Annotated in this window: 17 protein-coding genes, 1 rRNA gene and 1 pseudogene; 8 read left to right on the top strand and 11 right to left on the bottom strand. The window is 69.5% G+C overall.

Annotation, left to right across the window (positions count from 1 at the left end):
• Window positions 1-274: 274 nt before the first annotated feature.
• From AMETH_RS05495 to AMETH_RS05485, 3 genes are all read right to left on the bottom strand, one after another.
• Window positions 275-1,794 (bottom strand): 16S ribosomal RNA (locus AMETH_RS05495).
• A gap of 375 nt (window positions 1,795-2,169) precedes the next feature.
• A complete protein-coding gene (glnA, locus tag AMETH_RS05490) occupies window positions 2,170-3,513 on the bottom strand; it encodes a type I glutamate--ammonia ligase (protein ID WP_017987056.1) in 1,344 nt (447 codons plus the stop codon).
• A gap of 9 nt (window positions 3,514-3,522) precedes the next feature.
• Window positions 3,523-4,878, bottom strand: a complete 1,356-nt coding sequence (locus AMETH_RS05485; RefSeq protein ID WP_410468228.1) for an MFS transporter — start codon at window positions 4,876-4,878, stop codon at window positions 3,523-3,525.
• On the opposite strand from AMETH_RS05485, the gene AMETH_RS05480 reads away from it, so the two are divergent.
• Together AMETH_RS05480 and AMETH_RS05475 are read left to right on the top strand one after the other, a co-directional pair.
• Window positions 4,877-5,827 (top strand): GlxA family transcriptional regulator, encoded by a 951-nt coding sequence (locus AMETH_RS05480; RefSeq protein ID WP_081617746.1) that lies wholly within the window; start codon window positions 4,877-4,879, stop codon window positions 5,825-5,827. The genes AMETH_RS05485 and AMETH_RS05480 overlap by 2 nt on opposite strands.
• Before the next feature lie 16 nt (window positions 5,828-5,843).
• The gene (locus AMETH_RS05475; RefSeq protein WP_017987053.1) at window positions 5,844-6,536 is read left to right on the top strand and encodes an LppX_LprAFG lipoprotein; all 693 of its coding nucleotides are present in this window, start codon (window positions 5,844-5,846) and stop codon (window positions 6,534-6,536) included.
• Here AMETH_RS05475 and AMETH_RS05470 read toward each other — a convergent pair.
• Together AMETH_RS05470 and AMETH_RS05465 are read right to left on the bottom strand one after the other, a co-directional pair.
• Entirely contained in the window at window positions 6,533-8,089 is a 1,557-nt protein-coding gene (locus AMETH_RS05470) for an alpha/beta hydrolase (protein WP_051079495.1), read from the bottom strand. The two genes, AMETH_RS05475 and AMETH_RS05470, sit on opposite strands and share 4 nt — an antisense overlap.
• A 22-nt stretch (window positions 8,090-8,111) precedes the next feature.
• Window positions 8,112-9,662, bottom strand: coding sequence for an alpha/beta hydrolase (locus AMETH_RS05465; protein ID WP_026153837.1), 1,551 nt, complete (start codon window positions 9,660-9,662; stop codon window positions 8,112-8,114).
• Window positions 9,663-9,818: 156 nt separating this feature from the next.
• Here AMETH_RS05465 and secA2 point away from each other — a divergent pair, with 156 nt between their 5' ends.
• The 3 genes and pseudogenes from secA2 to AMETH_RS38565 all read left to right on the top strand — a co-directional run bounded on the left by secA2 (window position 9,819) and on the right by AMETH_RS38565 (window position 13,582).
• A complete protein-coding gene (secA2, locus tag AMETH_RS05460; protein WP_026153836.1) occupies window positions 9,819-12,140 on the top strand; it encodes an accessory Sec system translocase SecA2 in 2,322 nt (773 codons plus the stop codon).
• 15 nt (window positions 12,141-12,155) lie between these two features.
• A pseudogene (locus tag AMETH_RS39005) lies at window positions 12,156-12,946 on the top strand (nitrilase-related carbon-nitrogen hydrolase); the annotation flags it as partial.
• An 84-nt stretch (window positions 12,947-13,030) separates the two neighbouring features.
• Window positions 13,031-13,582, top strand: a complete 552-nt coding sequence (locus tag AMETH_RS38565; RefSeq protein WP_026153835.1) for a DinB family protein — start codon at window positions 13,031-13,033, stop codon at window positions 13,580-13,582.
• A gap of 290 nt (window positions 13,583-13,872) precedes the next feature.
• Here the strand turns inward: AMETH_RS38565 and AMETH_RS05450 are convergent, their stop codons facing one another.
• Window positions 13,873-14,406: a methylated-DNA--[protein]-cysteine S-methyltransferase gene (locus AMETH_RS05450; protein WP_017987047.1), complete on the bottom strand. Its 534-nt coding sequence runs from the start codon at window positions 14,404-14,406 to the stop codon at window positions 13,873-13,875.
• Between the two features lie 9 nt (window positions 14,407-14,415).
• Entirely contained in the window at window positions 14,416-14,658 is a 243-nt protein-coding gene (locus tag AMETH_RS05445) for an SRPBCC family protein (RefSeq protein ID WP_017987046.1), read from the bottom strand.
• Window positions 14,659-14,895: 237 nt separating this feature from the next.
• Between AMETH_RS05445 and AMETH_RS05440 the strand changes: the two genes are divergently transcribed.
• The 3 genes from AMETH_RS05440 (at window position 14,896) to panB (ending at window position 17,705) form a co-directional block, all read left to right on the top strand.
• Window positions 14,896-15,600 carry a maleate cis-trans isomerase family protein gene (locus AMETH_RS05440; protein ID WP_017987045.1) on the top strand — a complete coding sequence of 235 codons (705 nt, stop codon included), beginning with the start codon at window positions 14,896-14,898 and terminating at the stop codon, window positions 15,598-15,600.
• Between the two features lie 312 nt (window positions 15,601-15,912).
• Window positions 15,913-16,734 carry a helix-turn-helix domain-containing protein gene (locus AMETH_RS05435; protein ID WP_026153834.1) on the top strand — a complete coding sequence of 274 codons (822 nt, stop codon included), beginning with the start codon at window positions 15,913-15,915 and terminating at the stop codon, window positions 16,732-16,734.
• Window positions 16,735-16,844: 110 nt separating this feature from the next.
• Window positions 16,845-17,705 (top strand): 3-methyl-2-oxobutanoate hydroxymethyltransferase, encoded by an 861-nt coding sequence (gene panB / locus AMETH_RS05430; RefSeq protein ID WP_017987043.1) that lies wholly within the window; start codon window positions 16,845-16,847, stop codon window positions 17,703-17,705.
• 46 nt (window positions 17,706-17,751) lie between these two features.
• On the opposite strand, the gene AMETH_RS05425 is transcribed toward panB, so the two are convergent.
• Genes AMETH_RS05425 through AMETH_RS05410 form a run of 4 tightly spaced genes read right to left on the bottom strand, consistent with a single transcriptional unit; the run spans window position 17,752 to window position 21,644 of the window.
• Complete coding sequence (locus AMETH_RS05425) at window positions 17,752-18,705, bottom strand: undecaprenyl-diphosphate phosphatase (protein ID WP_026153833.1); 954 nt, start codon at window positions 18,703-18,705, stop codon at window positions 17,752-17,754.
• Between the two features lie 53 nt (window positions 18,706-18,758).
• Window positions 18,759-19,565: an ABC transporter permease gene (locus AMETH_RS05420; RefSeq protein ID WP_017987041.1), complete on the bottom strand. Its 807-nt coding sequence runs from the start codon at window positions 19,563-19,565 to the stop codon at window positions 18,759-18,761.
• Between the two features lie 8 nt (window positions 19,566-19,573).
• Window positions 19,574-20,431 (bottom strand): ABC transporter permease, encoded by an 858-nt coding sequence (locus tag AMETH_RS05415; RefSeq protein ID WP_017987040.1) that lies wholly within the window; start codon window positions 20,429-20,431, stop codon window positions 19,574-19,576.
• Between the two features lies 1 nt (window position 20,432).
• Entirely contained in the window at window positions 20,433-21,644 is a 1,212-nt protein-coding gene (locus tag AMETH_RS05410; protein ID WP_017987039.1) for an ABC transporter substrate-binding protein, read from the bottom strand.
• Between the last annotated feature and the right edge of the window lie 52 nt (window positions 21,645-21,696).

The following is a 21,696-nucleotide window of genomic DNA, read 5'->3' as shown; positions in this document are numbered from 1 at the left end:
AAGATGCTCGCATCCACTCTGCAATTCTCAAACACCACACCCAGAAACAACACACCGTGTTGCCTCAGGACCCAACAGCGTACCAACAAGCACCCACCAGCGGACTTCGCTCCAGTCGTTCCACGCCGTTACCGACAGTACTAAACCAGAACCTCCATCCCCCGATGAGCATCAGCCAGCCGTCCACAATTCCTTGAGCGTCTGAGCAGCACCACACTCGGGCACTAGACTCAGCCACTCCATCCCCAAGGGATGGAAGTGAATTGCTCCTTAGAAAGGAGGTGATCCAGCCGCACCTTCCGGTACGGCTACCTTGTTACGACTTCGTCCCAATCGCCAGTCCCACCTTCGACCACTCCCTCCCACAAGGGGTTGGGCCATGGGCTTCGGGTGTTACCGACTTTCATGACGTGACGGGCGGTGTGTACAAGGCCCGGGAACGTATTCACCGCAGCGTTGCTGATCTGCGATTACTAGCGACTCCGACTTCACGCAGTCGAGTTGCAGACTGCGATCCGAACTGAGACCGGCTTTAAGGGATTCGCTCCACCTCACGGTATCGCAGCCCTCTGTACCAGCCATTGTAGCATGTGTGAAGCCCTGGACATAAGGGGCATGATGACTTGACGTCATCCCCACCTTCCTCCGAGTTGACCCCGGCAGTCTCCCGCGAGTCCCCGCCATTACGCGCTGGCAACACAGGACAAGGGTTGCGCTCGTTGCGGGACTTAACCCAACATCTCACGACACGAGCTGACGACAGCCATGCACCACCTGCACACCGGCCACAAGGGGGCCGACATCTCTGCCGGTTTCCAGTGCATGTCAAGCCCAGGTAAGGTTCTTCGCGTTGCATCGAATTAATCCACATGCTCCGCCGCTTGTGCGGGCCCCCGTCAATTCCTTTGAGTTTTAGCCTTGCGGCCGTACTCCCCAGGCGGGGCGCTTAATGCGTTAGCTACGGCACGGACAACGTGGAAGTCGCCCACACCTAGCGCCCAACGTTTACAGCGTGGACTACCAGGGTATCTAATCCTGTTCGCTCCCCACGCTTTCGCTCCTCAGCGTCAGTATCGGCCCAGAGACCCGCCTTCGCCACCGGTGTTCCTCCTGATATCTGCGCATTTCACCGCTACACCAGGAATTCCAGTCTCCCCTACCGAACTCAAGCCTGCCCGTATCCACTGCAGGTCCGGAGTTAAGCCCCGGATTTTCACAGCAGACGCGACAAGCCGCCTACGAGCTCTTTACGCCCAATAATTCCGGACAACGCTTGCACCCTACGTATTACCGCGGCTGCTGGCACGTAGTTAGCCGGTGCTTCTTCTCCAGGTACCGTCACTTACGCTTCGTCCCTGGCGAAAGAGGTTTACAACCCGAAGGCCGTCATCCCTCACGCGGCGTCGCTGCATCAGGCTTCCGCCCATTGTGCAATATTCCCCACTGCTGCCTCCCGTAGGAGTCTGGGCCGTGTCTCAGTCCCAGTGTGGCCGGTCACCCTCTCAGGCCGGCTACCCGTCGTCGCCTTGGTAGGCCACTACCCCACCAACAAGCTGATAGGCCGCGGGCCCATCCCGTACCGCCGAAACTTTCCACCCACCGAGATGCCTCGACAGGTCATATTCGGTATTAGACCCCGTTTCCAGGGCTTATCCCAAAGTACAGGGCAGGTTACCCACGTGTTACTCACCCGTTCGCCACTCATCCACACCCGAAGATGCTTCAGCGTTCGACTTGCATGTGTTAAGCACGCCGCCAGCGTTCGTCCTGAGCCAGGATCAAACTCTCCAACAATGTCAGAAAATCAAACCCGGCTATTCTCATAGCCTCAAAGGAACCCACAAAGGGTTCTAGCTAATCAACTGGCTTTAGCTCATCAATACACTGTTGAGTTCTCAAACAACACGAAGCTGCTGCTTCTACAAAGCTTTCTTGTTCTCGCGGAGGGCGTCAGCAACCCTACTGGTTTAGTAGTAGTGGTTGGCGACCCACCCGCGGGCCGACCAAGAACTTTACCCGGTTCGGTTCGCGGTGTCAACACCGCCCGACCCTGGCCCGTCCGCCGGGGCTTTCGGCCCCGTCGTCCCGGTCTCCCTGGCGACGAAGAGAAGATTACATGCCCCGGAACCCCCCTGAAACAGGGGGGTCCCTTAACGGCATTTCCCCTGGTCAGAGCACCGGTAGGAGCGTCTTGAGCTCGTACGGCGTGACCGAGCGCCGGTAGGCGTCCCACTCGGCGCGCTTGTTCCGGAGGAAGAAGTCGTAGACGTGCTCGCCGAGCGCGTCGGGCAGCAGCTCGGACTTCTCCATCTCGGCGAGGGCCTCGCCCAGGTTCTGCGGCAGCTGGTCGTACCCGGCCGCGCGGCGCTCGGCGTCGCTCATCGACCAGATGTTGTCCTCGGCCGCCGGCGGCAGCTCGTAGCCCTTCTCGATCCCCTTCAACCCGGCGGCGATCACGACCGAGTACGCCAGGTAGGGGTTGCAGGCGGAGTCGATCGTGCGGATCTCGACCCGTCGCGACGACGCCTTCCCCGGCGAGTAGTTCGGCACCCGCACCAGCGCGGAGCGGTTCGCGCGGCCCCACGACACCGTGGTCGGCGCCTCTCCCCCGCTGATCAACCGCTTGTACGAGTTCACCCACTGGTTGGTCACCGCGGAGATCTCCCGCGCATGGTGGAGCAGGCCGGCCACGAAGGCCTTGCCAGTCTCGGACAGCTCGTACGGGTCTTCCGGGTTGTGGAACGCGTTGCGGTCGCCCTCGAACAACGACACGTGCGTGTGCATCCCCGAGCCGGGCTGCTCGGTGAACGGTTTCGGCATGAACGTCGCACGAACCCCTTGGGTCAGCGCGACCTCCTTGACCACGTACCGGAACGTCATGACGTTGTCGGCCATGGTCAGCGCGTCGGCGTAGCGCAGGTCGATCTCCTGCTGCCCCGGCGCGCCCTCGTGGTGGCTGAACTCCACCGAAATGCCCATCGCCTCCAGCGCCTCGATGGCGTGGCGGCGGAAGTGCGTCGCGGTCGCGTGGCTGGCCTGGTCGAAGTACCCGCCGTTGTCGGCGGGCTCGGGCTCGCTGCCGTCCGACGGCAACGACGAGAGCAGGAAGAATTCGATCTCCGGGTGCACGTAGCAGGTGAACCCGGCCTCCCCAGCCTTCGACAACTGGCGCCGCAGCACGTGCCGGGGGTCTGCCCAGGACGGCGACCCGTCGGGCATCGCGATGTCGCAGAACATCCGCGCCGAGTAGTGCCCGCCCTCCGGGGTCTCCCAGGGCAGCACCTGGAACGTCGACGGGTCGGGCTTCGCGACCATGTCCGATTCGTAGACGCGCGCGAAGCCTTCGATGGCCGATCCGTCGAACCCGATCCCGTCGCTGAAGGCGCCCTCGAGCTCGGCGGGGGCCACCGCCACCGACTTCAGGAAACCGAGGACGTCGGTGAACCACAGACGGACGAACCGGATGTCACGTTCTTCCAGCGTGCGCAGCACGAACTCCTGCTGGCGATCCATGGCCGCACCCTACGCATGGCGTGTTAACGGCATGTTTCGTGGTTCCGCTGTTGCCCTGACGGAGGGAATGACCAGCGACATCACCGCAGCCAGCGCGCACAGACCGCCCGAGATGTACCACGCGAGGTCGTAACTCCCGGCGTGGTCGTGGATCAGGCCGGCCCCCACCGCGGCGATCGACGCGCCGACCTGGTGGGACGCGAAGACCCAGCCGAACACGATGGGACCGCTCAGGCCGAAGTGCTCACGGGCCAGCGCCACCGTCGGCGGCACCGTGGCGACCCAGTCCAGTCCGTAGAAGATGATGAACGCCCACATCGGCGGCTCGGTGGTGGGCGCGAACAGCTGCGGCAGCAGGATGAGCGACCCACCACGCAGGAAGTAGTACACGCCGAGCAGGATCCGCGGGTTGACGCGGTCGGTGAACCAGCCGGAGGCGATCGTGCCGGCCACGTCGAAGATGCCCACCAGCGCGAGCAGCGAAGCGGCCGTGGTCGCCGGCATCCCGTGCTCGTGTGCGGCCGGCACGAAGTGGGTGCCGACCAGGCCGTTGGTGGACGCACCGCAGATCGCGAACCCGCCTGCGAGCAACCAGAACGTGGGCGTCTTCGCGGCCTGCCCCAGCACCTGCAGCGCACGCCGCGCGGCACCGGAGGAGTGCGGCGGCGCCTCCGCCGGCTCAGTCGCGCCGTACGCGGTCGTCCCGATCTCGCTCGGGTGGTCGCGCAGGAACATCAACGTGATCGGCACGACGGCCAGCGCGGCGAACGCGACCACCAGCGACGCGGTGCGCCAGCCGTCGTTCGTGGCCAGCGCGGCGAGCAGGGGCAGGAACACCAGCTGCCCGGCCGCGCCCGCCGCGGTCAGGATGCCGCTGACCAGGCCGCGGTGGCGGACGAACCAGCGCGCGGTCACGGTCGCGACGAACGCCAGCGCCATCGAGCCGGTCCCCAGCCCGACCAGCACGCCCCAGCACAGCAGCAGCTGCCAGCTCGCGGTCATGAAGACCGTCAGCCCACTGCCGGCCGCGACCAAGACCAGCGCGCCGGTCACGACCTTGCGCATGCCGAGCCGCTCCATCAGTGCCGCGGCGAACGGCGCGGTCAGGCCGTAGAGCAGGAGGTTGATCGACACCGCGGCCGAGATCGTTGCCGTCGACCAGCCGAACTCCTCGTGCAGCGGCTCGATCAGCACGCTCGGGGTGGCGCGGAAACCGGCGGCGCCCACCAGCGCGACGAACGCCGCGAAGGCGACGAACCAGGCCGGGTGGATGCGCGACTTCGTTCTTGTCACCGGTACATGCTCCCCGATCGCGATCACCCGGACGAGTGGCCGGAGCGCCAATATGTGCAAGAATCCGGCCATGCACCGGGTTGTGGTCCTCGCGGTCTCCGAAGTGGTCGGGTACGACCTGAACATCGCGCCGCTCGTGTTCGGCACCGCCACACAGGACGGCGAACGGCTCTACGACGTGCGGGTCTGCGGGGTCGACGACCGGCCGGTGCGGGTCAGCCACGGGTACGAGGCGCACCTTGACCACGGCCCGGAAGCACTGGAGGACGCCGACACCGTCGTCATCCCCGGCACCCGTGCGCACGGGCCGCGGCAGGAGGGCGTGCTGCCGCCCGATCTGGCCGCGGCGCTGGCCCGGATCCCGTCGTCGGCGCGGCTCGTGTCGATCTGCACCGGCGCGTTCGTGCTGGCCGCAGCCGGTGTGCTCGACGGGCGCCGCGCGACCACCCACTGGGCGCACGCGCCCGCCTTCCGGCGCCTCTACCCGCGGGTCGACCTGGACGAGAACGTGTTGTTCGTGGACGACGGCGACGTCCTGACCTCGGCCGGGCTGGCCGCCGGCGTGGACCTGTGCCTGCACCTCGTGCGGTCCGACCACGGCAGCGCGGTCGCCAACCACGTCGCCCGCTACTGCGTCGTGCCGCCGTGGCGCGACGGCGGGCAGTCGCAGTTCATCGAGCAGCCGCTGCCCGAGGCCGACGGCAGCACCGCCGCGACGCGCGCGTGGGTGCTGGAACGGCTCGGCGAACCCCTCGACCTGGCCGCGCTCGCGAAGCACGCGGGCATGAGCGTGCGCACCTTCAGCCGCCGCTTCCGCGCGGAGACCGGGCAGTCGCCCCGCGCCTGGCTGAACCAGCAGCGGGTGCTGCACGCCCGCCACCTGCTGGAGACGACTGATCTGCCCGTCGACCGGGTCGCGGCCGAGTCGGGACTGGGCACCGCGGCGTCGCTGCGGCAGCACCTCAACGCCGCGATCGGCGTCGCACCACTGGCATACCGCCGGACCTTCGCCCGCCGCTGATCGCTACCTTGGACCCATGCCCCGCCGACGCACCGCCGGTGTCCTCGCCCTGGTCGTGGCGCTGTCCAGCGCCTGTTCGGCCGCGCCAGAGGAACCGCTCCCCGACGGGCGTGCGCTCGTGGACGCCGCCGAGACGAGCCTGAACGGGATCCGCAGCGTGCGGTTCGACTTCAGTGTCAGCTCGACCATCCCCGGCCTGGACATCCGCGAGGTCAAGGGGCAGGCCAGCAAGGACGGCGGGCCCCACGGCACCGCGATCGGGCAGGCGGACGTGCAGGCCTCGGCCGACCGGTTCGAGCTGGACTACGTGCTCGTCGGCGAGACGCTGTTCCTCACCGACACCAAGGGCCAGCAGCGGCAGGCCACGGTGCCCGCCGACTACAACCCGATGACGCTGCTCGACTCCGAGCGCGGCCTGCCCAAGCTGATGTCGGAGGCGACCGCGCTGAAGACGGAGACGAAGGAGGACGTCCTCGGCGTCGAGGCCTACCGGGTCACCGGTGAGCTGGCGAAGGACGTCATCTCCAGCGTCATCCCCGGCATCCAGGCCGACGTGGACATCAAGTTCTGGGTCACCAAGGCCGAGCCGCGCAACCTGGTGCGCGTGTGGATCCAGGTGCCGCCGCGGCAGCCGAACGAAGGCGCCATCCAGCTGGAGCTCGCGCTGTCCGACCAGAACGTGCCGGTCGGGACCACGACCGGCGGTTAGGCCTGGCAGCGGGTGCCCGGGGGCGGCTGGGAGCCGTCCACCAGGTAGTCCAGGCCGGCGACGTCCACGCACATGTTGCCGTGCAGGAACGCGGTGTGCTGGGTGCCGTCGACGGTGAGCAGCCCGCCGCGGAAGAGGTTCGCGAGGTTGACGCCCGCCTGGTACGGGGTCACCGGATCGCCGGTCGTCGAGATGACCAGCGGTGGCGCGGCGGAGGTGACCGTCGGCCGGTGCGGCTGCGACGTGCTGGGCACCGGCCAGGACGCGCACACGTCTAGTTCGCCCTGGTCGGGGCGGCCCAAGCCGAGGAACGGCGCGGCGTCGGCCATCCGCTGCCGGGACACCGCCGGATCGACCGCACGCGGGTTGTCCACGCAGCGCACCGCGTAGTAGGCGTCCTGCAACGACGAGTACCGGCCGTCGGCGTCGCGCTCGTAGTAGCCGTCGGCGAGCCGGAGCAGGACCGAGCCGTCACCGCCGCGCAGCAAGCCGAGCCCGGTGTTGAGGAACGGCCAGGACTGGCTCGAGTACATCGCCTCGACCACGCCCGTGATGGCGTCCCGGTAGGACAGGTGCCTGCCGTCGCCGGTCTTCGCCGGGGCGCCGACCAGCGGCTGGACCAGGTTCTGGAACTCGGCCGCCGCCTTCGCCGGGTCGCGGCCCAGCGCGCAGCCGTCGTGCCGCGCGCACTCGGCGGCGAACTCACCGAACGCACGCGAGAACCCGGCGCCCTGCGCGACCAGCGAGTCCGGGTCGTTCGCCGCGGGGTCGATCGCGCCGTCCAGCAGCAACGCGCGGACCCGCTGCGGGAAGGCCTCGGCGTAGCTGTAGCCGATCTGGGTGCCGTAGGAGTAGCCGAGGTAGCTCAGCTTCTCCTCGCCCAGCGCGGATCGCAGGACGTCGAGGTCCTTGACCACGTCCCGCGTGCCCACGTTCGCCAGCATCGCCTCGCCGTGCTCGGTGCGCTGGGCGCACTTCGCCGCGAAGTCCGTCGCCTGCCCGGTCCACGCGGCGTCCGAGGCGCCGGGGTTGCTCGCCCGCTCGGCGTCGCGTTCGGCGTCGGTCAGGCACCGCACGCGCGGCATGCTCGCGCCGACCCCGCGCGGGTCGAAGCCGACGAAGTCGAACCGCAGGCCGATCGCGTTGTTCGACACCGTCGGCACCAGCCGGGCGGCCGCCTCCATGCCGGAACCGCCAGGGCCGCCCGGGTTCATGACCAGCGAGCCGATGCGGTGCGCCGGGTCGAGCGCCCTGTGCCGCAGAACGCCGACGGTGATCGTCTCGCCACGCGGGTTCGCGTAGTCCAGCGGAACGGTCAGCCGGGCGCACTCCACCCCGGGCGTGCGGAACGCGTCCGCGCTCTGCTGCCCCGTCGCGTACGCCGCGCAGTCACCCCACGCGAGCTGCTGGTCGTAGAAGCGGTCGAGCGCGTGTACGTCCGCCGCCACCGGCGAGGGTGACGACGGCGGTGCGGGGGTCTGCGTGGTGCACGCGGTGAGCGCTGCGGCCAGCAGGCCCGCGGCGAACAGCCTCCGTCGGCGAGGAAGACGCATCGTTCACATCGTGCCAGTCCGGTCACCGAGAGGTACAGCGCGCGCCTTCCGCGGGCAGGGTCCCGTCGATCAGGTACGCGCTGCCGATGTCGTCCACGCAGTCGACTCCCTGCAGGAAGACGGTGTGCTGGGTGCCCTCGAACGTCAGCAGCGCGCCCTTCATCGCCTTCGCGAGGTTCACCCCCGCCTGGTACGGGGTGGCCGGATCGTTCGTGGTGGAGATCACCAGGACCGGCGGCACGCCCGCGACGTTCGGCTCGTGCGGCTCCGAGGTGTTGGGCACCGGCCAGTACGCGCACGGGTCCAGCGCGGCGCCGTTGGGCCTGCCGTCGTCGAGGAAGGGCGCCACCTGGTCATAGCGGTTCTCCGCCCCGAGGATCTCGGCGCGGTCGGTCACTGGCGGGTCGTCGACGCAGCGGATCGCGGTGAAGGCGTCCTGCGTGTTGGCGTAGTTGCCGCTGGAGTCGCGCTCGTTGTACTGGTCGGCCAGGGCCATCAACGTGGCGCCCTGGCCGCTCTTCAACTCGTTGAGCCCGGAGTTCAGGGGCGCCCACAACTGCTGCGAGTACAGCGCCTGGATCGCGCCGAGCGTCGCGTCGTCGTAGCTGAGGACCCGGCCGTCGCGGAGGCGGAGCGGGTTGTCGATCAGCGGCCGCACCAGGTTCTGGAAGGCCTGGGTCGCGCGCGCCGGGTCGGTGCCGAGCGCGCAGTCGCGGCGGGCGGCGCACCACTTGGCGAAGTCGTTGAACGCGACACCGAAGCCCTGGCCCTGCGCGACCAGCGACTCGACCTCGTCCTGGCCCGGGTCCAGCGCGCCGTCGAGCACCATGGCGCGCACGTTCTGTGGGAACGTCTCGGCGTAGGTGTAGCCGATCCGCGTGCCGTAGGAGTAGCCGAGGTAGGTCAGCTTCTCCTCGCCCAGCGCGGACCGCAGGACGTCCATGTCCTTGACGACGTCGCGGGTGCCCAGGTTCGCCAGCATCGCGGTGCCGAACTTGGTCCGCTCCGCGCACTTGTCGGCGAACTCCTTGGACTCGGCGTCCTGCTTGGCGACGCCTGCCGGGCTGCCGTCGGCCTCCAGGTCCTCGGCGCGCTGCTCGTCCCGCTCGGCGTCGGTCAGGCAGGTCACGTCGGGTTCGCTGGCACCGATCCCGCGCGGGTCGAAGCCGACGATGTCGAAGCGCTTGCCGATGTCGGTGCTCGCGACCTGCGGCGCCAGGCCGGCGGCGGCATACATGCCGGACGCGCCGGGGCCGCCCGGGTTGAGCACGAGCGCCCCGAGCCGGTCGCCCGTCGCCTTGTGCCGGAGCACGCCGATCGTGATCGTGTCGCCCTGCGGCTTCGTGTAGTCCAGCGGCACGGTCAGCCGGGCGCACTGGAGATCTTTACCTCTGAAGGCGGACCTGACATCGTCCGAAGTCGCGTAAGGTGCACAGTCGCCCCAGGTCAACGGCTGGGCGTAGAACCGCTCCAGCCCGGCTGGCACCACCCCGGCCGGCCCGGCCGACTCGGTAGTCGCCGTCGGCGCCGGAGCCGGCGTGGGCTCCGGCGAGGTGCAGGCCGCGACCGGCACCAGCAGGCAGGCGCCGAGGACGGCGGCTCGTATGGACCGGGACCTGGCTCGCGGAAGGAAGTGCACGTCGTGATCGTGCCATCCTGAGTGGGAACACAGGTGCACCGCCACCTCGTTGGCTGGTGGGTTGCGCGCGAGAAGGACAGGAGACCACGGGTGCCAGCACTGATCAGCCGGATGGGCAAGCGGTTGCGCAAGCTCATCGAGCGGCCGGGCAGCGTCGAGCTGACCAAGTACGAGGCGCTGCTGCCGGACATCGAGGCGCTCGAACCCGAGCTGGAGGCCCTGAGCGACGCGGAGCTGACCGAGCGCGCGGGCAAGCTCCGCCTGGAGGCCGAGCTCGGCGACCCGCAGCTGGTGGAGCTGTGCGCGCTCGGCCGCGAAGCCGCGCGGCGGGCGCTGGACGAGCGCGCGTTCGACGTGCAGCTGCTCGGCACGATGGGCCTGCTGTCCGGGCACGTCGTGCAGATGCAGACCGGTGAGGGCAAGACACTGGCGGGCGCGCTGGCCGCCGCGGGGTACGCGCTGCAGGGCAAGCGCGTGCACGTCATCTCCGTCAACGACTACCTGGCCCGCCGCGACGGCGAGTGGATGAAGCCGGTGTACGACCTGCTCGGCGTCACGGTCGGCTGGGTCGACGGCAGCCTCACCCGCGAGGAGCGGCGCGTGGCCTATGACGCCGAGGTCACCTACGGCGCGGTCAGCGAGATCGGGTTCGACATGCTGCGCGACCGGCTCGTCACCCGGGCCGAGGACGTCGTCCAGCCCGCCCCCGAGGTCGCGATCATCGACGAGGCCGACTCGGTGCTGGTCGACGAGGCGCGGGTCCCGCTGGTCATGGCCGGTTCGGTGGACCAGGCGATCGCCGACACCGAGGTCGCCAACGTGGTCCGGCGGCTGCGGCTCGGCCTGCACTACGAGACCGACACCGACGGCCGCAACGCGTGGCTGACCACGGCAGGCGCGTCCGTCGTGGAGAAGGCCCTCGGCGGCGTCGACCTGTACAGCGAGTCCGGCTCCGAGCGGCTGGCGGCGGTCAACGTCGCGCTGCACGCGCACGCGCTGCTCACCCGCGACGTCGACTACCTGGTGCGCGACGGCAAGGTCGAGCTGATCAACGCCTCCCGCGGCCGGGTCGCCGAGCTGCAGCGCTGGCCGGACGGGCTGCAGGCCGCGGTCGAGGCGAAGGAGCAGGTCGCGCCCACCGACCGCGGCGAGATCCTCGACTCGATCACCGTGCAGGCGCTGATCGCCCGGTACCCGCAGGTCGCCGGCATGACCGGCACCGCGGTCGCGGTCGCCGAGCAGCTGCGCGAGTTCTATCAGCTCGAGGTGGCGGTCATCCCGCCGAACAAGCCGAATGTCCGCGAGGACCTCGACGACCGGATCTTCGCCTCGCCGTCGCACAAGCTGCGCGCGATCGTCAAGGAGATCCGCGAGGTGCACGAGACCGGGCGGCCGATCCTCGTCGGGACGCAGGACGTCGCCGAGTCCGAGGAGCTCGCGGAGAAGCTGGCGAAGGCCGACCTGCCGTGCGTCGTCCTCAACGCGCGTAACGACGCCGAGGAAGCCGCGATCATCGCCGAGGCGGGCAAGTACGGCGCGATCACCGTGTCCACCCAGATGGCAGGCCGCGGCACCGACATCCGGCTGGGCGGCGCGGACGGCAAGGACCGCGAACGCGTCGCCGAGCTGGGCGGTCTGCACGTCATCGGCACCGCGCGGTACCCGTCGAGCCGCCTGGACGGTCAGCTGCGCGGCCGGTCCGGCCGCCAGGGCGACCCGGGCAGCGCGGTGTTCTTCGCGAGCCTGAACGACGAGCTGGTCACGTCGAACGCGCCGGACGTGCCGGACGGCATCAGCGCCGACGAGGAGACGGGCGAGATCACCGACCCGGCGGCGAAGCGGCACATCGACCACGCGCAGCGCGTCGCCGAGGGTGTGGACCTGGAGATCCACCGCAACACCTGGCGCTACACGCGGCTGATCGAGCACCAGCGGCGCGAGCTGCTGGAGTACCGCGACGAACTGCTCCGGACCGACGCGGCCGCGGAGACGCTGGCCGGCGAGAAGCGCTACGACGAGCTGACCGAGAAGGTCGGCGAGGAGAAGGCGAAGCAGGTCTGCCGCGAGATCATGCTGTACCACCTGGACCAGATGTGGTCGGACCACCTCGCGTTCCTCACCGACGTGCGGGAGAGCATCCACCTGCGCGCGCTGGCGCGGGAAACGCCGCTGGACGAGTTCCACCGCATCGCGATCCCGGAGTTCCGCAAGATCGTGCCCGCGATCAAGGAGCGGTCCGCCGAGACGCTCGCCGACGCGGAGATCGGCGACGACGGCATCGACCTCGCGGCCTCCGGCGTGCGGCGGGCCAGCTCGACCTGGACGTACCTGGTGCACGATGCGCCGTTCGACGCGGGCTTCGAGGAGACGCTGCGACAGGTGCGCAGCCTCTTGCGGCGCAAGAAGAACTGAGCGGGCATCCGGGGCGTGGCCAACAATGAGGCCACGCTCCGGATCGCGCTGGCCCAGGTGAACCCCACCGTCGGCGACCTCACGGCCAACGCGGGGCACACCGTGACGTGGGCCCGCAAGGCCGCCGAGGCCGGGGGCGCACGTCGTCGTGTTCCCCGAGATGTCGCTGACCGGGTACCCGGTCGGGGACCTCGCGTTGCGCGGGAACTCCGCGGAGGCGTCGCGCCCGGCGTTGCGGGCGTTGGCTGTTTCGCTGGCGGACGCGGGTTGCGGCCAGCTGCTCGTGTGCGTGGGCTATCTCGACGTGGACGACGCCGGCCCCCGCGACGCGGCGGCGGCGTGGTGGTGTCGCCGAACGCCTCGCCGTACGAACGGTCCAAGGACGACATCCGGCTGCCGCTGGTCGCGCGGCGCCGGCGCTCCCCTGGTCTACGCGAACCAGGTCGGCGGGCAGGACGACCTGGTTTTCGACGGCGACTCGTTCGTGGTCGGCGCGGACGGGTCGTTGCTCGCGCGGGCGCCGCAGTTCGTGGAGCACCTGGTGGCTGATGTTTCCGTGGACGCCGCTGGTCGTCGGGTTGCGCGACTACGTGCACAAGAACGGGTTCCGCTCGGTGATCTTCGGGTTCTCCGGCGGGATCGACTCCGCCGTGACGACGGCGCCGGCGGTGGACGCGCTGGGACCGGATTCGGTGCACGGCATGTCGGTGCCGTCGCGGTACTCGTCGGCGCGGCATGGTCCTGATGTCACTGTCCAACCTGGAGGGACTCTGGTGCTGGCGACCGGGAACAAGACCGAGCTGGCGGCCCAAAGGGGAGTTCTGAGCCGGAAACTGTCGGACCCGGGTGCCATCATTCCCTCCATGCCCCTCCTGGAAGGAACTGTTGTCATGGCTGGGAATGTCCGTCCGGTGGCCGACGAGCGCGACGGCCTGCTCACTTTTCTCGCGCAGCAGCGGTACGTCCTGCGCCTGGCGGCTCGTGGTCTGAACGATGCGCAGGCGCGGCTGACGCCCACGCGGAGCGCGTTGAGCATCGTCGGCTTGGTGAAACACGTGACGAGCGCCGAGCGACGGTGGATGGCCGCGGTGCGGGGTTCCCCGGCGGCCGGCGAGGACGTGACGGATTTCGTTGTGGGTCAAGGGGAAACGCTGGCCGATGTGCTGACCGCCTACGACTCGGCGGCCAGGGAGACCGAGGAGATCGTCGCCGGGATACCGGATCTGGGGCAGCCCGTGCGGGTGCCGTGGCTCCCGGACGAGGTGGACGCGTGGTCCGTGCGGTGGGTGCTGCTGCACCTGATCCAGGAAACCGCCCGGCACGCCGGACACGCGGACATCCTGCGGGAACACATCGACGGTGCGACCGCGGTGCCGCTGATGGCCGCGGCGGAGGGGTGGCCGGTCAGACCGTGGCTGAAGCCGCGCTCCCCCAGCGGCTGACGACGCTGCTTCGGTTGCGCTCGCTGCTGACGCGCTCGCTACCGAGCAGTTGATGGCGCCTGCTTCAGTCGCACGCCACCCGCCGGGCGCAATGTGCACCCCTCCCGACACGATGCCCGGTGCCCTCCCCCGCGAAAGGGCCGCGCAAGAACTCACCTTCCCACCGCCACGCCCAGTCCCGCGCTTCGCAAGCCGGTTCCGAACCAACGTCAAAGGAGATCCCTTGAAACACCACTCGCACGCCGGCCACCCCAACGGCCGCGCTCCCCCGGGCGCCGGACGCGCCCGCGTCAGAACAGGGTCGGCTGGACGTCCGCGCCTTCGATGATGAGCATCTGCCGCTTGGTCTCCACGCCACCACGCGCGGAGAACCCGCCCATGCGGCGTCCGGCGGCCAGCACCCGGTGGCACGGCACGACGATCGGGAAGGGGTTGTGCCCCAGCGCCTGACCGACGGCCTGCGCCGACCCCGGCATGCCGAGCCGGTGGGCGATGTCGCCGTAAGTGAGGGTCCGCCCGGGCGGGATGTTCCGCGCGATCTCGTACACCCGGCGGTTGAACTCCGGCACGCCCTGGTAGTCGAGAACGATCCCGAGGAGGTCGCGGCGCTCACCGCGCAGGAGGGCGGTGATCTCGTCGATCGCGGCCTGGATCTCGTCCGGCGGCGCCGACTCGACGGCCCCGGGGAAGTCGGCCCGAAGGTGGGCCCGTGTCGTGGCGGGCGCGCCGTCGGGCAGGCGGACGCCAGTCACGCCGTGCTCACCCCAGGCGATGCCGCAGTGACCGATCGCGGTGTCGAAGAGCGCGTAACCCAGTGCTGTCATGGTGTCCCCTCAGGCCGGGAGGGCATGTGCCTCCAGCGTCTCCTTGATGACCGCGGTGCCTTGCTCCATCAAAGCACCGGTTCGTGCCGCGAGGTCTCCGGGTAGGAGGTCGGCGACCCAGACGAACCGGGTCCGGCCCGGCCCGTCGGCGAACACCTGCGCGACGTCGTTGTGGTGGGTGTAGGGCCCGCCGACGACGGACCAGACGAGCCGGTGCGCGTCGTCGTCGAGGTCGACCAGCACCTCGCGCACGACGGTGCCGTCGAAGAAGGTGACGACCCGGTCGGTGCCGTCGAGGCGCGTGTCGGTGACGAAACCCAGGGGCGAGGCGTTCGTGCAGCGCGCCCCAGTCCCGAAGTGCCGCCCAGACCATGTCGAGAGGAGTGTCGATCAGGGTTTCCGTACGTATTGAAGCCATGCCGTCAGCGTGCCGCGCCGCGGGCCCGGGGTCTTGAAGATTCTTGCGCTGCTCGGCGGGTATCCGGCGTCATGGGCACACCGCGGGTCGGCGTCGTCGCGTCGTTCGACTTCACCCGGGACGACGAGATCCGCCGCTGGCTGCCGGACGGGGGCGAGTTGGAGGTGCGCCGGACGGCCGAGGCTCCGGCCGACAACCTGACTATGGTGTCCGCGCTGTCCGATCCCGCGTACCTGGCGGCCCCGGTCCGCGCGCTGTGCGACACGGGCGCGGCGGCGATCGCCTACGCCTGCACGGCGTGCAGTTTTGTCGGCGGTGAGGCGGGCGAACGCGCCCTGCGGGAAGCCATGGAGTCGTGTGGCGCGCCCCGAGCGCTGACCACGTCCGGCGCGGCCGTCGAGGCACTGCGGAGCGTGGGCGCGCAGCGGGTGGCCGTGGTGCACCCGTACGCGCCCGCGGTGGGCCGGCGCCTCCACACGTACCTCACGGCGCACGGCTGCGAGATCACCAGGATCACCGGTTTCGCCCTGGCGGTCGACGAGGTCCCCGACGTCCAGCCTGAGGAGGTGACGGACCTGATCCGCGAGGGCGACAGCCCCACGGCCGAGGCGGTGTTCGTGAGCTGCACCGGCCTGCCCACCTACGACGTGATCGCGCCGCTGGAGCGGGAGCTGGGCAAGCCCGTGGTCACCGCGAACCAGGCCACGATGTGGGCACTGCTCCGCGCGGTGGGCGAGAAGGCACTCGGGCACGGACAACAGCTACTGGCGAGCTGACCCGAGCAGAGGGGCTGGGGGCGAGGCGGGCGGCAGCGCCAGCGACGGTGCGATGCAACAGCAGGGGAAGCGGCAACCGCGCCAGCGCCGTGCGGTGCAACAGCACGAGCAGCAGGGCGCCAGGCCAGCTGCCCCTGCAGGGCAACCCTCGTGCGCGGCGCCAGGGCCCCGGGGCGGCAACGCTTCGGCACGGCAGAGCGCCGGAGCGGCCGGGACGATCGAGCGGGCGGCGTCGGGCTCAGGGGGCGGGGCGCCAAGGGCCCCGGTGCAAGAACCCCGGAAACGTCGGACCTGCGGGGTACCGTCGCGCGCATGGTGGCGGTTCTCTCGATTGCCTCGCGGGCAGGCGTCGTGGTGCGGCTTGTGCGTTGTGGGGGTGGGCATCGCGGGTGGTCGGCGCCTGAGGGGCGTTCCTCGCCGGAACTGGTGCTCGTTCGGCGGGGCTGGTTCCGGCGCCGGACGCGCGCCGGGGTCTTCGACGCCGATCCGGCCGTTGGCTACCTCTCGCTGCCAGATCAAGAAGAGACCTTCGCGCATCCCGGGGGCGGTGACGTGTGCACCGCAATACAGTTCACTCCCTCGCTGTGGGCCTCGCTCTTCGGGCAACACCGGCCGGCCACCTCGGCCGTCTACGTCGACGCCGCGCTCGAGCTCGCCCACCGGCAGTTCATCGCGTCGACCCGGCAGGCCGACTCCGACTACGCGCTGCCGGAAAGCCTGCTCGCCCTCACCCGGGCCGCCATCGGGCCGGCTCCGCACCTCGCCACCCGGGCCGCGCCCCACCTCGCCGCCCGGGCCACCGACCGGGACATCGTCGCCAGAGCGCGCGTCGCCATCGTCGAAGGGCACCCGGCCGCCGGCACCCTCCTCTCGCTCGCCGAACTGCTCCACGTCTCACCGTTCCGGCTCAGCCGCGCCTTCACCCGCGAAATGGGCGTGCCCCTCACCCGCTACCGCAACCGGGTCCGCGTCGGGATGGTGCTGGAACGCCTCGAATGCGGCGACACGGACCTGGCGGGACTCGCGGCCGACCTCGGCTTCGCCGACCAGGCCCACCTCACCCGGACCGTCAAGCAACACGTCGGCCACCCGCCGACAGCCCTCCGGCGCCTGCTCGGAACCACCGTCGTGTGAAGCTCATCGCAGCTCCTTGGGATGCCTCACGTCCTGGTGTCACGCTTGGTGTCCCAGATCCACGACCCGGGGACCCGACGAGGGCCTCGAGGGAAGGACGGTCGACGAAGATGTCCACCACCAGCGGCGAGACCGCGGCCCCGTACGGCTCCGGCCCGGCTTCCGGCGCCCCGGCCAAGAAGGTCCGCATCCCCCACCTGCAGGAACTCAAGCGCCGCGGCGAGCCGTGGCCCATGCTCACCACCTACGACATGTACACGGCCGAACTGTTCGACGAGGCCGGCATCCCGGTGCTCCTCGTCGGCGACTCGGCCGCCAACAACGTCTTCGGCTACGAGACCTCGCTCCCGGTGACCGTCGACGAACTCCTCCCCCTCGTGCGCGCCGTCACCCGCGCCGCGAAACGCGCGCTCGTCGTGGCGGACCTGCCGTTCGGTTCCTACCAGCTCTCCCCCGAACAGGCCCTCGCCACCGCCGTCCGCTTCATGAAGGAAGGCCGCGCGCACGCGGTCAAACTCGAAGGCGGCCGCCGGTTCGCGCCGCACGTCGAGGCCCTCACCGGCGCCGGCGTGCCCGTCATGGGCCACATCGGCTTCACCCCGCAGAGCGAGCACAACCTCGGCGGCTACCGGGTCCAGGGCCGCGGCGAGGCGGGCGCCGACCTGATCGCCGACGCGCTCGCGCTCCAGGAAGCCGGCGCGTTCGCCGTGGTCATGGAGATGGTGCCGGCCGAAGTCGCGAAGCAGGTCACGCACGAGCTGAAGATCCCGACGGTCGGCATCGGGGCAGGCCCGGACTGCGACGCCCAGGTGCTGGTGTGGCAGGACATGGCCGGCCTGCGCCGCGGCAAGGCGCCCCGCTTCGTCAAGCGGTACGCCGACCTCGCCGGCGCCCTGTCCGGCGCCGCGGCCGCGTTCGCCGACGAAGTGCGCCGCGGCGAGTTCCCCGCGCCCGAGCACGCCTTCCACTGACGGCCCCGGGTCTGCCGTCCCCGCCGGGCGGCAGACCCGGCCAAGGTCACGCCAGGAAATACGCGAGACTCCCCAATCCGGCAACCACGCAATAAACCGCGAACGGTGTCAAGGTGCGCGTTTCGAAATGACGCGTCAGGAATCGCAGCGCCAGGTACGCGGCCACCCCGGCCACCACGCTGCCCACCAGCGCAGGCCCGAGGGAGGCCTGGTTCGCCTGCGTGAACAGCGACGGCAGCTTCAGCACCCCCGCGGCCAGGATCACCGGCGTGGCAAGCAGGAACGCGAACCGCGCGGCGTCCTCGTGCGACAGGCCCCGCCGCAGACCGGCTACCATTGTGATGCCGGACCGGCTGATCCCGGGGAACAACGCGAGGATCTGCGCCGCCCCGATCAGCACCGCCTCGCCGACGCCGAGGCGCGCTAGACGGCGGTCGGCGGCCTCCTCGGCGCTGATGATCCGGATCGGCATCGTGATCTCCGCCGAAAAGTCCCGCGTCACCTCCGACGGCTCGGGCCCCGACACCACCGGGACCGGCCGGCGTGCAGCACGCGCGGACCGCTCCACCGCCAGCAGCACGACCCCGTTGAGCGCCAGGAACACCGCGGTCGGCACCGGTTTGCCGAGGAAGTCCCGCAACACCCTTTCCAGCAGCAACCCGGCCAGCCCGACCGGGATCGTCGCCAGCACCAGCAACCACGCCAGCCGCTGGTCGGCGTCGGACACGCGGCGGTCACGCACCGACGTCCACATCCCGCGCACGATGCGCGCCCAGTCCCGCCGGTAGAAGACCACCAGCGCCAATGCCGTCGCGACGTGCATCGCGACCAGCACCGCCAGGTACGGCGACTCGCCGCCCATGCTGAGGTCCCGCGCCCAGGAACCGCCCAGCCAGGCCGGGATCAGGATGCTGTGCCCAAGGCTGGACACCGGAAACAATTCCGACACGCCCTGCAAAGCGCCGACGACAATCGCCTCGAAATATGTCACAGCGGACATCGCGGACCTCTTTTCCGACCGCCGGAAACCGTCCGCCGAAAATACCTGAGGCCCTACAGCCGCCCGCCGCTGGCCGTGTCACCGGACAGCCGCTGCGCCAGGTATACCGGGACCGTCGACACCACGATCAGCACCGCGGCGACCACGTTGACCACCGGCGCCTGGTTGGGCCGGAACAGGTTGTCCAGGATCCAGATCGGCAGCGTCTGCAGTCCGGCGCCGAGGGTGAACGTGGTCACGATGATCTCGTCGAACGACAGCGCGAACGCCAGCAGCCCGCCCGCGAGCAGCGCCGACCGCAGCATCGGGAACGTGACCAGCCGGAACGTGGTGATCCCGTCGGCCCCGAGGTCCATCGACGCCTCTTCGAGGTTGCCGCCCATCCGCCGCAGCCGCGCGACGACGTTGTTGAACACCACGACGATGCAGAACGTGGCGTGCGCGACGATCGCGGTGAACAGGCCGAGGTCGACGCCCAGGATGGTGCGGAACGCGTTGTTCAGCGCGATCCCGGTGACGATGCCGGGCAGCGCGATCGGCAGGATGATCAGCAGCGACACCGTGTCCTTGCCGAAGAACCGGTACCGCTGCAGCGCGAACGCGGCCATCATGCCGAGCACCAGCGCGATCGCGGTGGCCGCCAGTCCCGCCTGCAGGCTCGTCCACAACGCCCGCAGCACACCCTCGTTCTGCGCCGCGCGACCCCACCATTCGAGCGTGAACCCGGACGGCGGCCAGCCGAACGTGGTGTCGCTGTTGACCGAGTTCAGCAGCACCACCAGCAGCGGCACGTAGATCACGGCGAGCCCGAGCACCAGCGCGGCGAGCAGCACGTACTTGGTCTTCTTCGAAAGCATCATGGGACCGCCTAGAGGTTGTCCAGCGCACCGGTCCGGCGCACCGCGGCGAGGTAGACAAGCATGATCACGACCGGCACCGTCGCGACCGTCGCCGCGAACGGGAGGTTGTTCGCCGCGCCGATGTTGTCGTAGACGACGTTGCCGAGCATCTGTCCGGCGCCACCGACGATCTTCACGGTGATGTAGTCGCCCAGCGTCAGCGAGAACGTGAAGATCGACCCCGCCACGATCGCGGGGAACGTCAGCGGCAGCACCACCGAGCGGAACGTTCGCCACGACCGGCCGCCCAGGTCGCTCGACGCCTCGACGAGCGAGTTCGGCAGCCGGTCCAGTCCCGCGTAGATCGGTAGGATCATGTACGGCAGCCACAGGTAGGACAGCGTCAGGATGGTGGCGGTCAGGCCGTAGCCGGGGGTGGCGCCGAAGATCCACCCGACGAGCCCGTTGCCCGACAGCATGACGCGCCACGAGTACGCCTTGACGAGGTAGCTGGCCCACAGCGGCGTCATCACCGCGATCACCAGGATCCGCTGCGCCCGCGGCGAGGCGAACTTGGCCATGTAGAAGGCCATCGGGAACGCGATGACCGCGTCGATCACCGTCACCGCCACCGCGATCCCGAGGGTGCGGAACGTGATCGTGCGGTAGACCTCGTCGGTGAACAGGGTCGCGAAGTTGTCCAGCGACCACTCGGTGACGACCTGGCCGGTGAAGGTGTCGGTGTGCCAGAAGGCGGTGACGAACAACGCCGCCAGTGCGCCGAGGTAGGCCAGGCCCAGCCAGAGCAGTGGCGCGCTGAGCAGCATGCCCAGCCGCAACCTGGGTTTGCGGTACAGGAATCCCGACACACTGGCGGCGATGCTCATGTCAGCCCTTGATCTCCGTCCACGCGCGAGTCCACTCGCCGTAGTCCTTGCACTTGACGTCGGTGCGGCCGTCGATGCACTGCGCGATCGGCGTGGTCCAGTACCAGATCTGGCTCGCGTAGGCGGCGTCACCGGCGTGGTAGGTCTCGCAGTGCTTGGCGTCCGCCGTCAGCGCGCAGGCCTTCGGGTTGGCCGGGGCCTCGCCGAAGTACTCGGCGACCTTCGCGTTGGCCTGGGGGCTGACGATGTGGTCGAGCCACTTGTAGGCGCAGGTCTTGTGCGGCGACTTGGTGGCGACCATCCAGGTGTCCGACCAGCCGGTGGCGCCCTCGACGGGCAGCGTGGACTCCAGCGGCGCGCCCTCGGACTTGGTCAGGTTGACCGTCACCTGCCACGCGGTGCCGATGACGGCGTCCCCGTTCTTCAACGCCTGGCTTTCCTTGAGGTAGTCCGACCAGTACTCCGACACCAGCGGGCGCTGCTGCTTGAGCAGGTCGACGGCGGCCTGGAACTGCTTGTCGTCCAGGGCGTAGGGGTTCTTGATGCCCAGCTCCGGCTTGGTCTTCATCAGGTACAGCGCGGCGTCGGCGATGTAGATCGGCGAGTCGTACGCGGTGACCTTGCCCTTGTACGGGGAGTTCGCGTCGAACACCGCCGACCACGACGTCGGCGCCGGGCTGACCTGGTCGGTGCGGTAGGTCAGGACGTTGGCGCCCCAGCCGTGCGGCACGCCGTAGGAGACGTTGTTCACGCTGTTCCACGGCTTGTTCTTGAGGAAGTCGAAAACGTCGGCGTAGTTCGGGATGAGGCTGGTGTTGACCGGTTCGGTGTCGCCGGCGGCGATGAGCCGCAGCGAGGCGTCACCCGAGGCGGAAATGACGTCGTACTGGCCGGTCTTCATGAGGCTGACGGCCTCGTCGGAGGTGCCGAAGGTCTTGACGTTGACCTTGCACCCGGTTGCCTGCTCGAACGGGGTCACCCAGTCGACGTTGGGGTCGTTGGACCCGTTTTCCGCGTAACCGGGCCAGGCCAGGATGTTCAGCGCGCCCTCGGGCTGACCGAGCTGGGACAGGGCTTCGAGCTTGGGCGGGGTGAAGCCCTGCCCGCCCGCGCTGGACGAGCTGGACGAAGTGCTCGACGTGCCGCAGGCCGCGACCGCGGTCCCCGCACACATCAGCCCCGCGATCAAGCGCAGGGTCCGGCTGTTGCGCATCTGGATGGCTCCTTCGGTTTGTTCTGACGGCAGCGCAGGCAACTTGCGCCGC

The organism is Amycolatopsis methanolica 239, assembly GCF_000739085.1.
GTDB classification, from domain to species: Bacteria; Actinomycetota; Actinomycetes; order Mycobacteriales; family Pseudonocardiaceae; genus Amycolatopsis_E; species Amycolatopsis_E methanolica.
The sequence above is the reverse complement of the archived record's forward strand: the minus strand, read 5'-3'. Positions and strand labels throughout refer to the sequence as shown.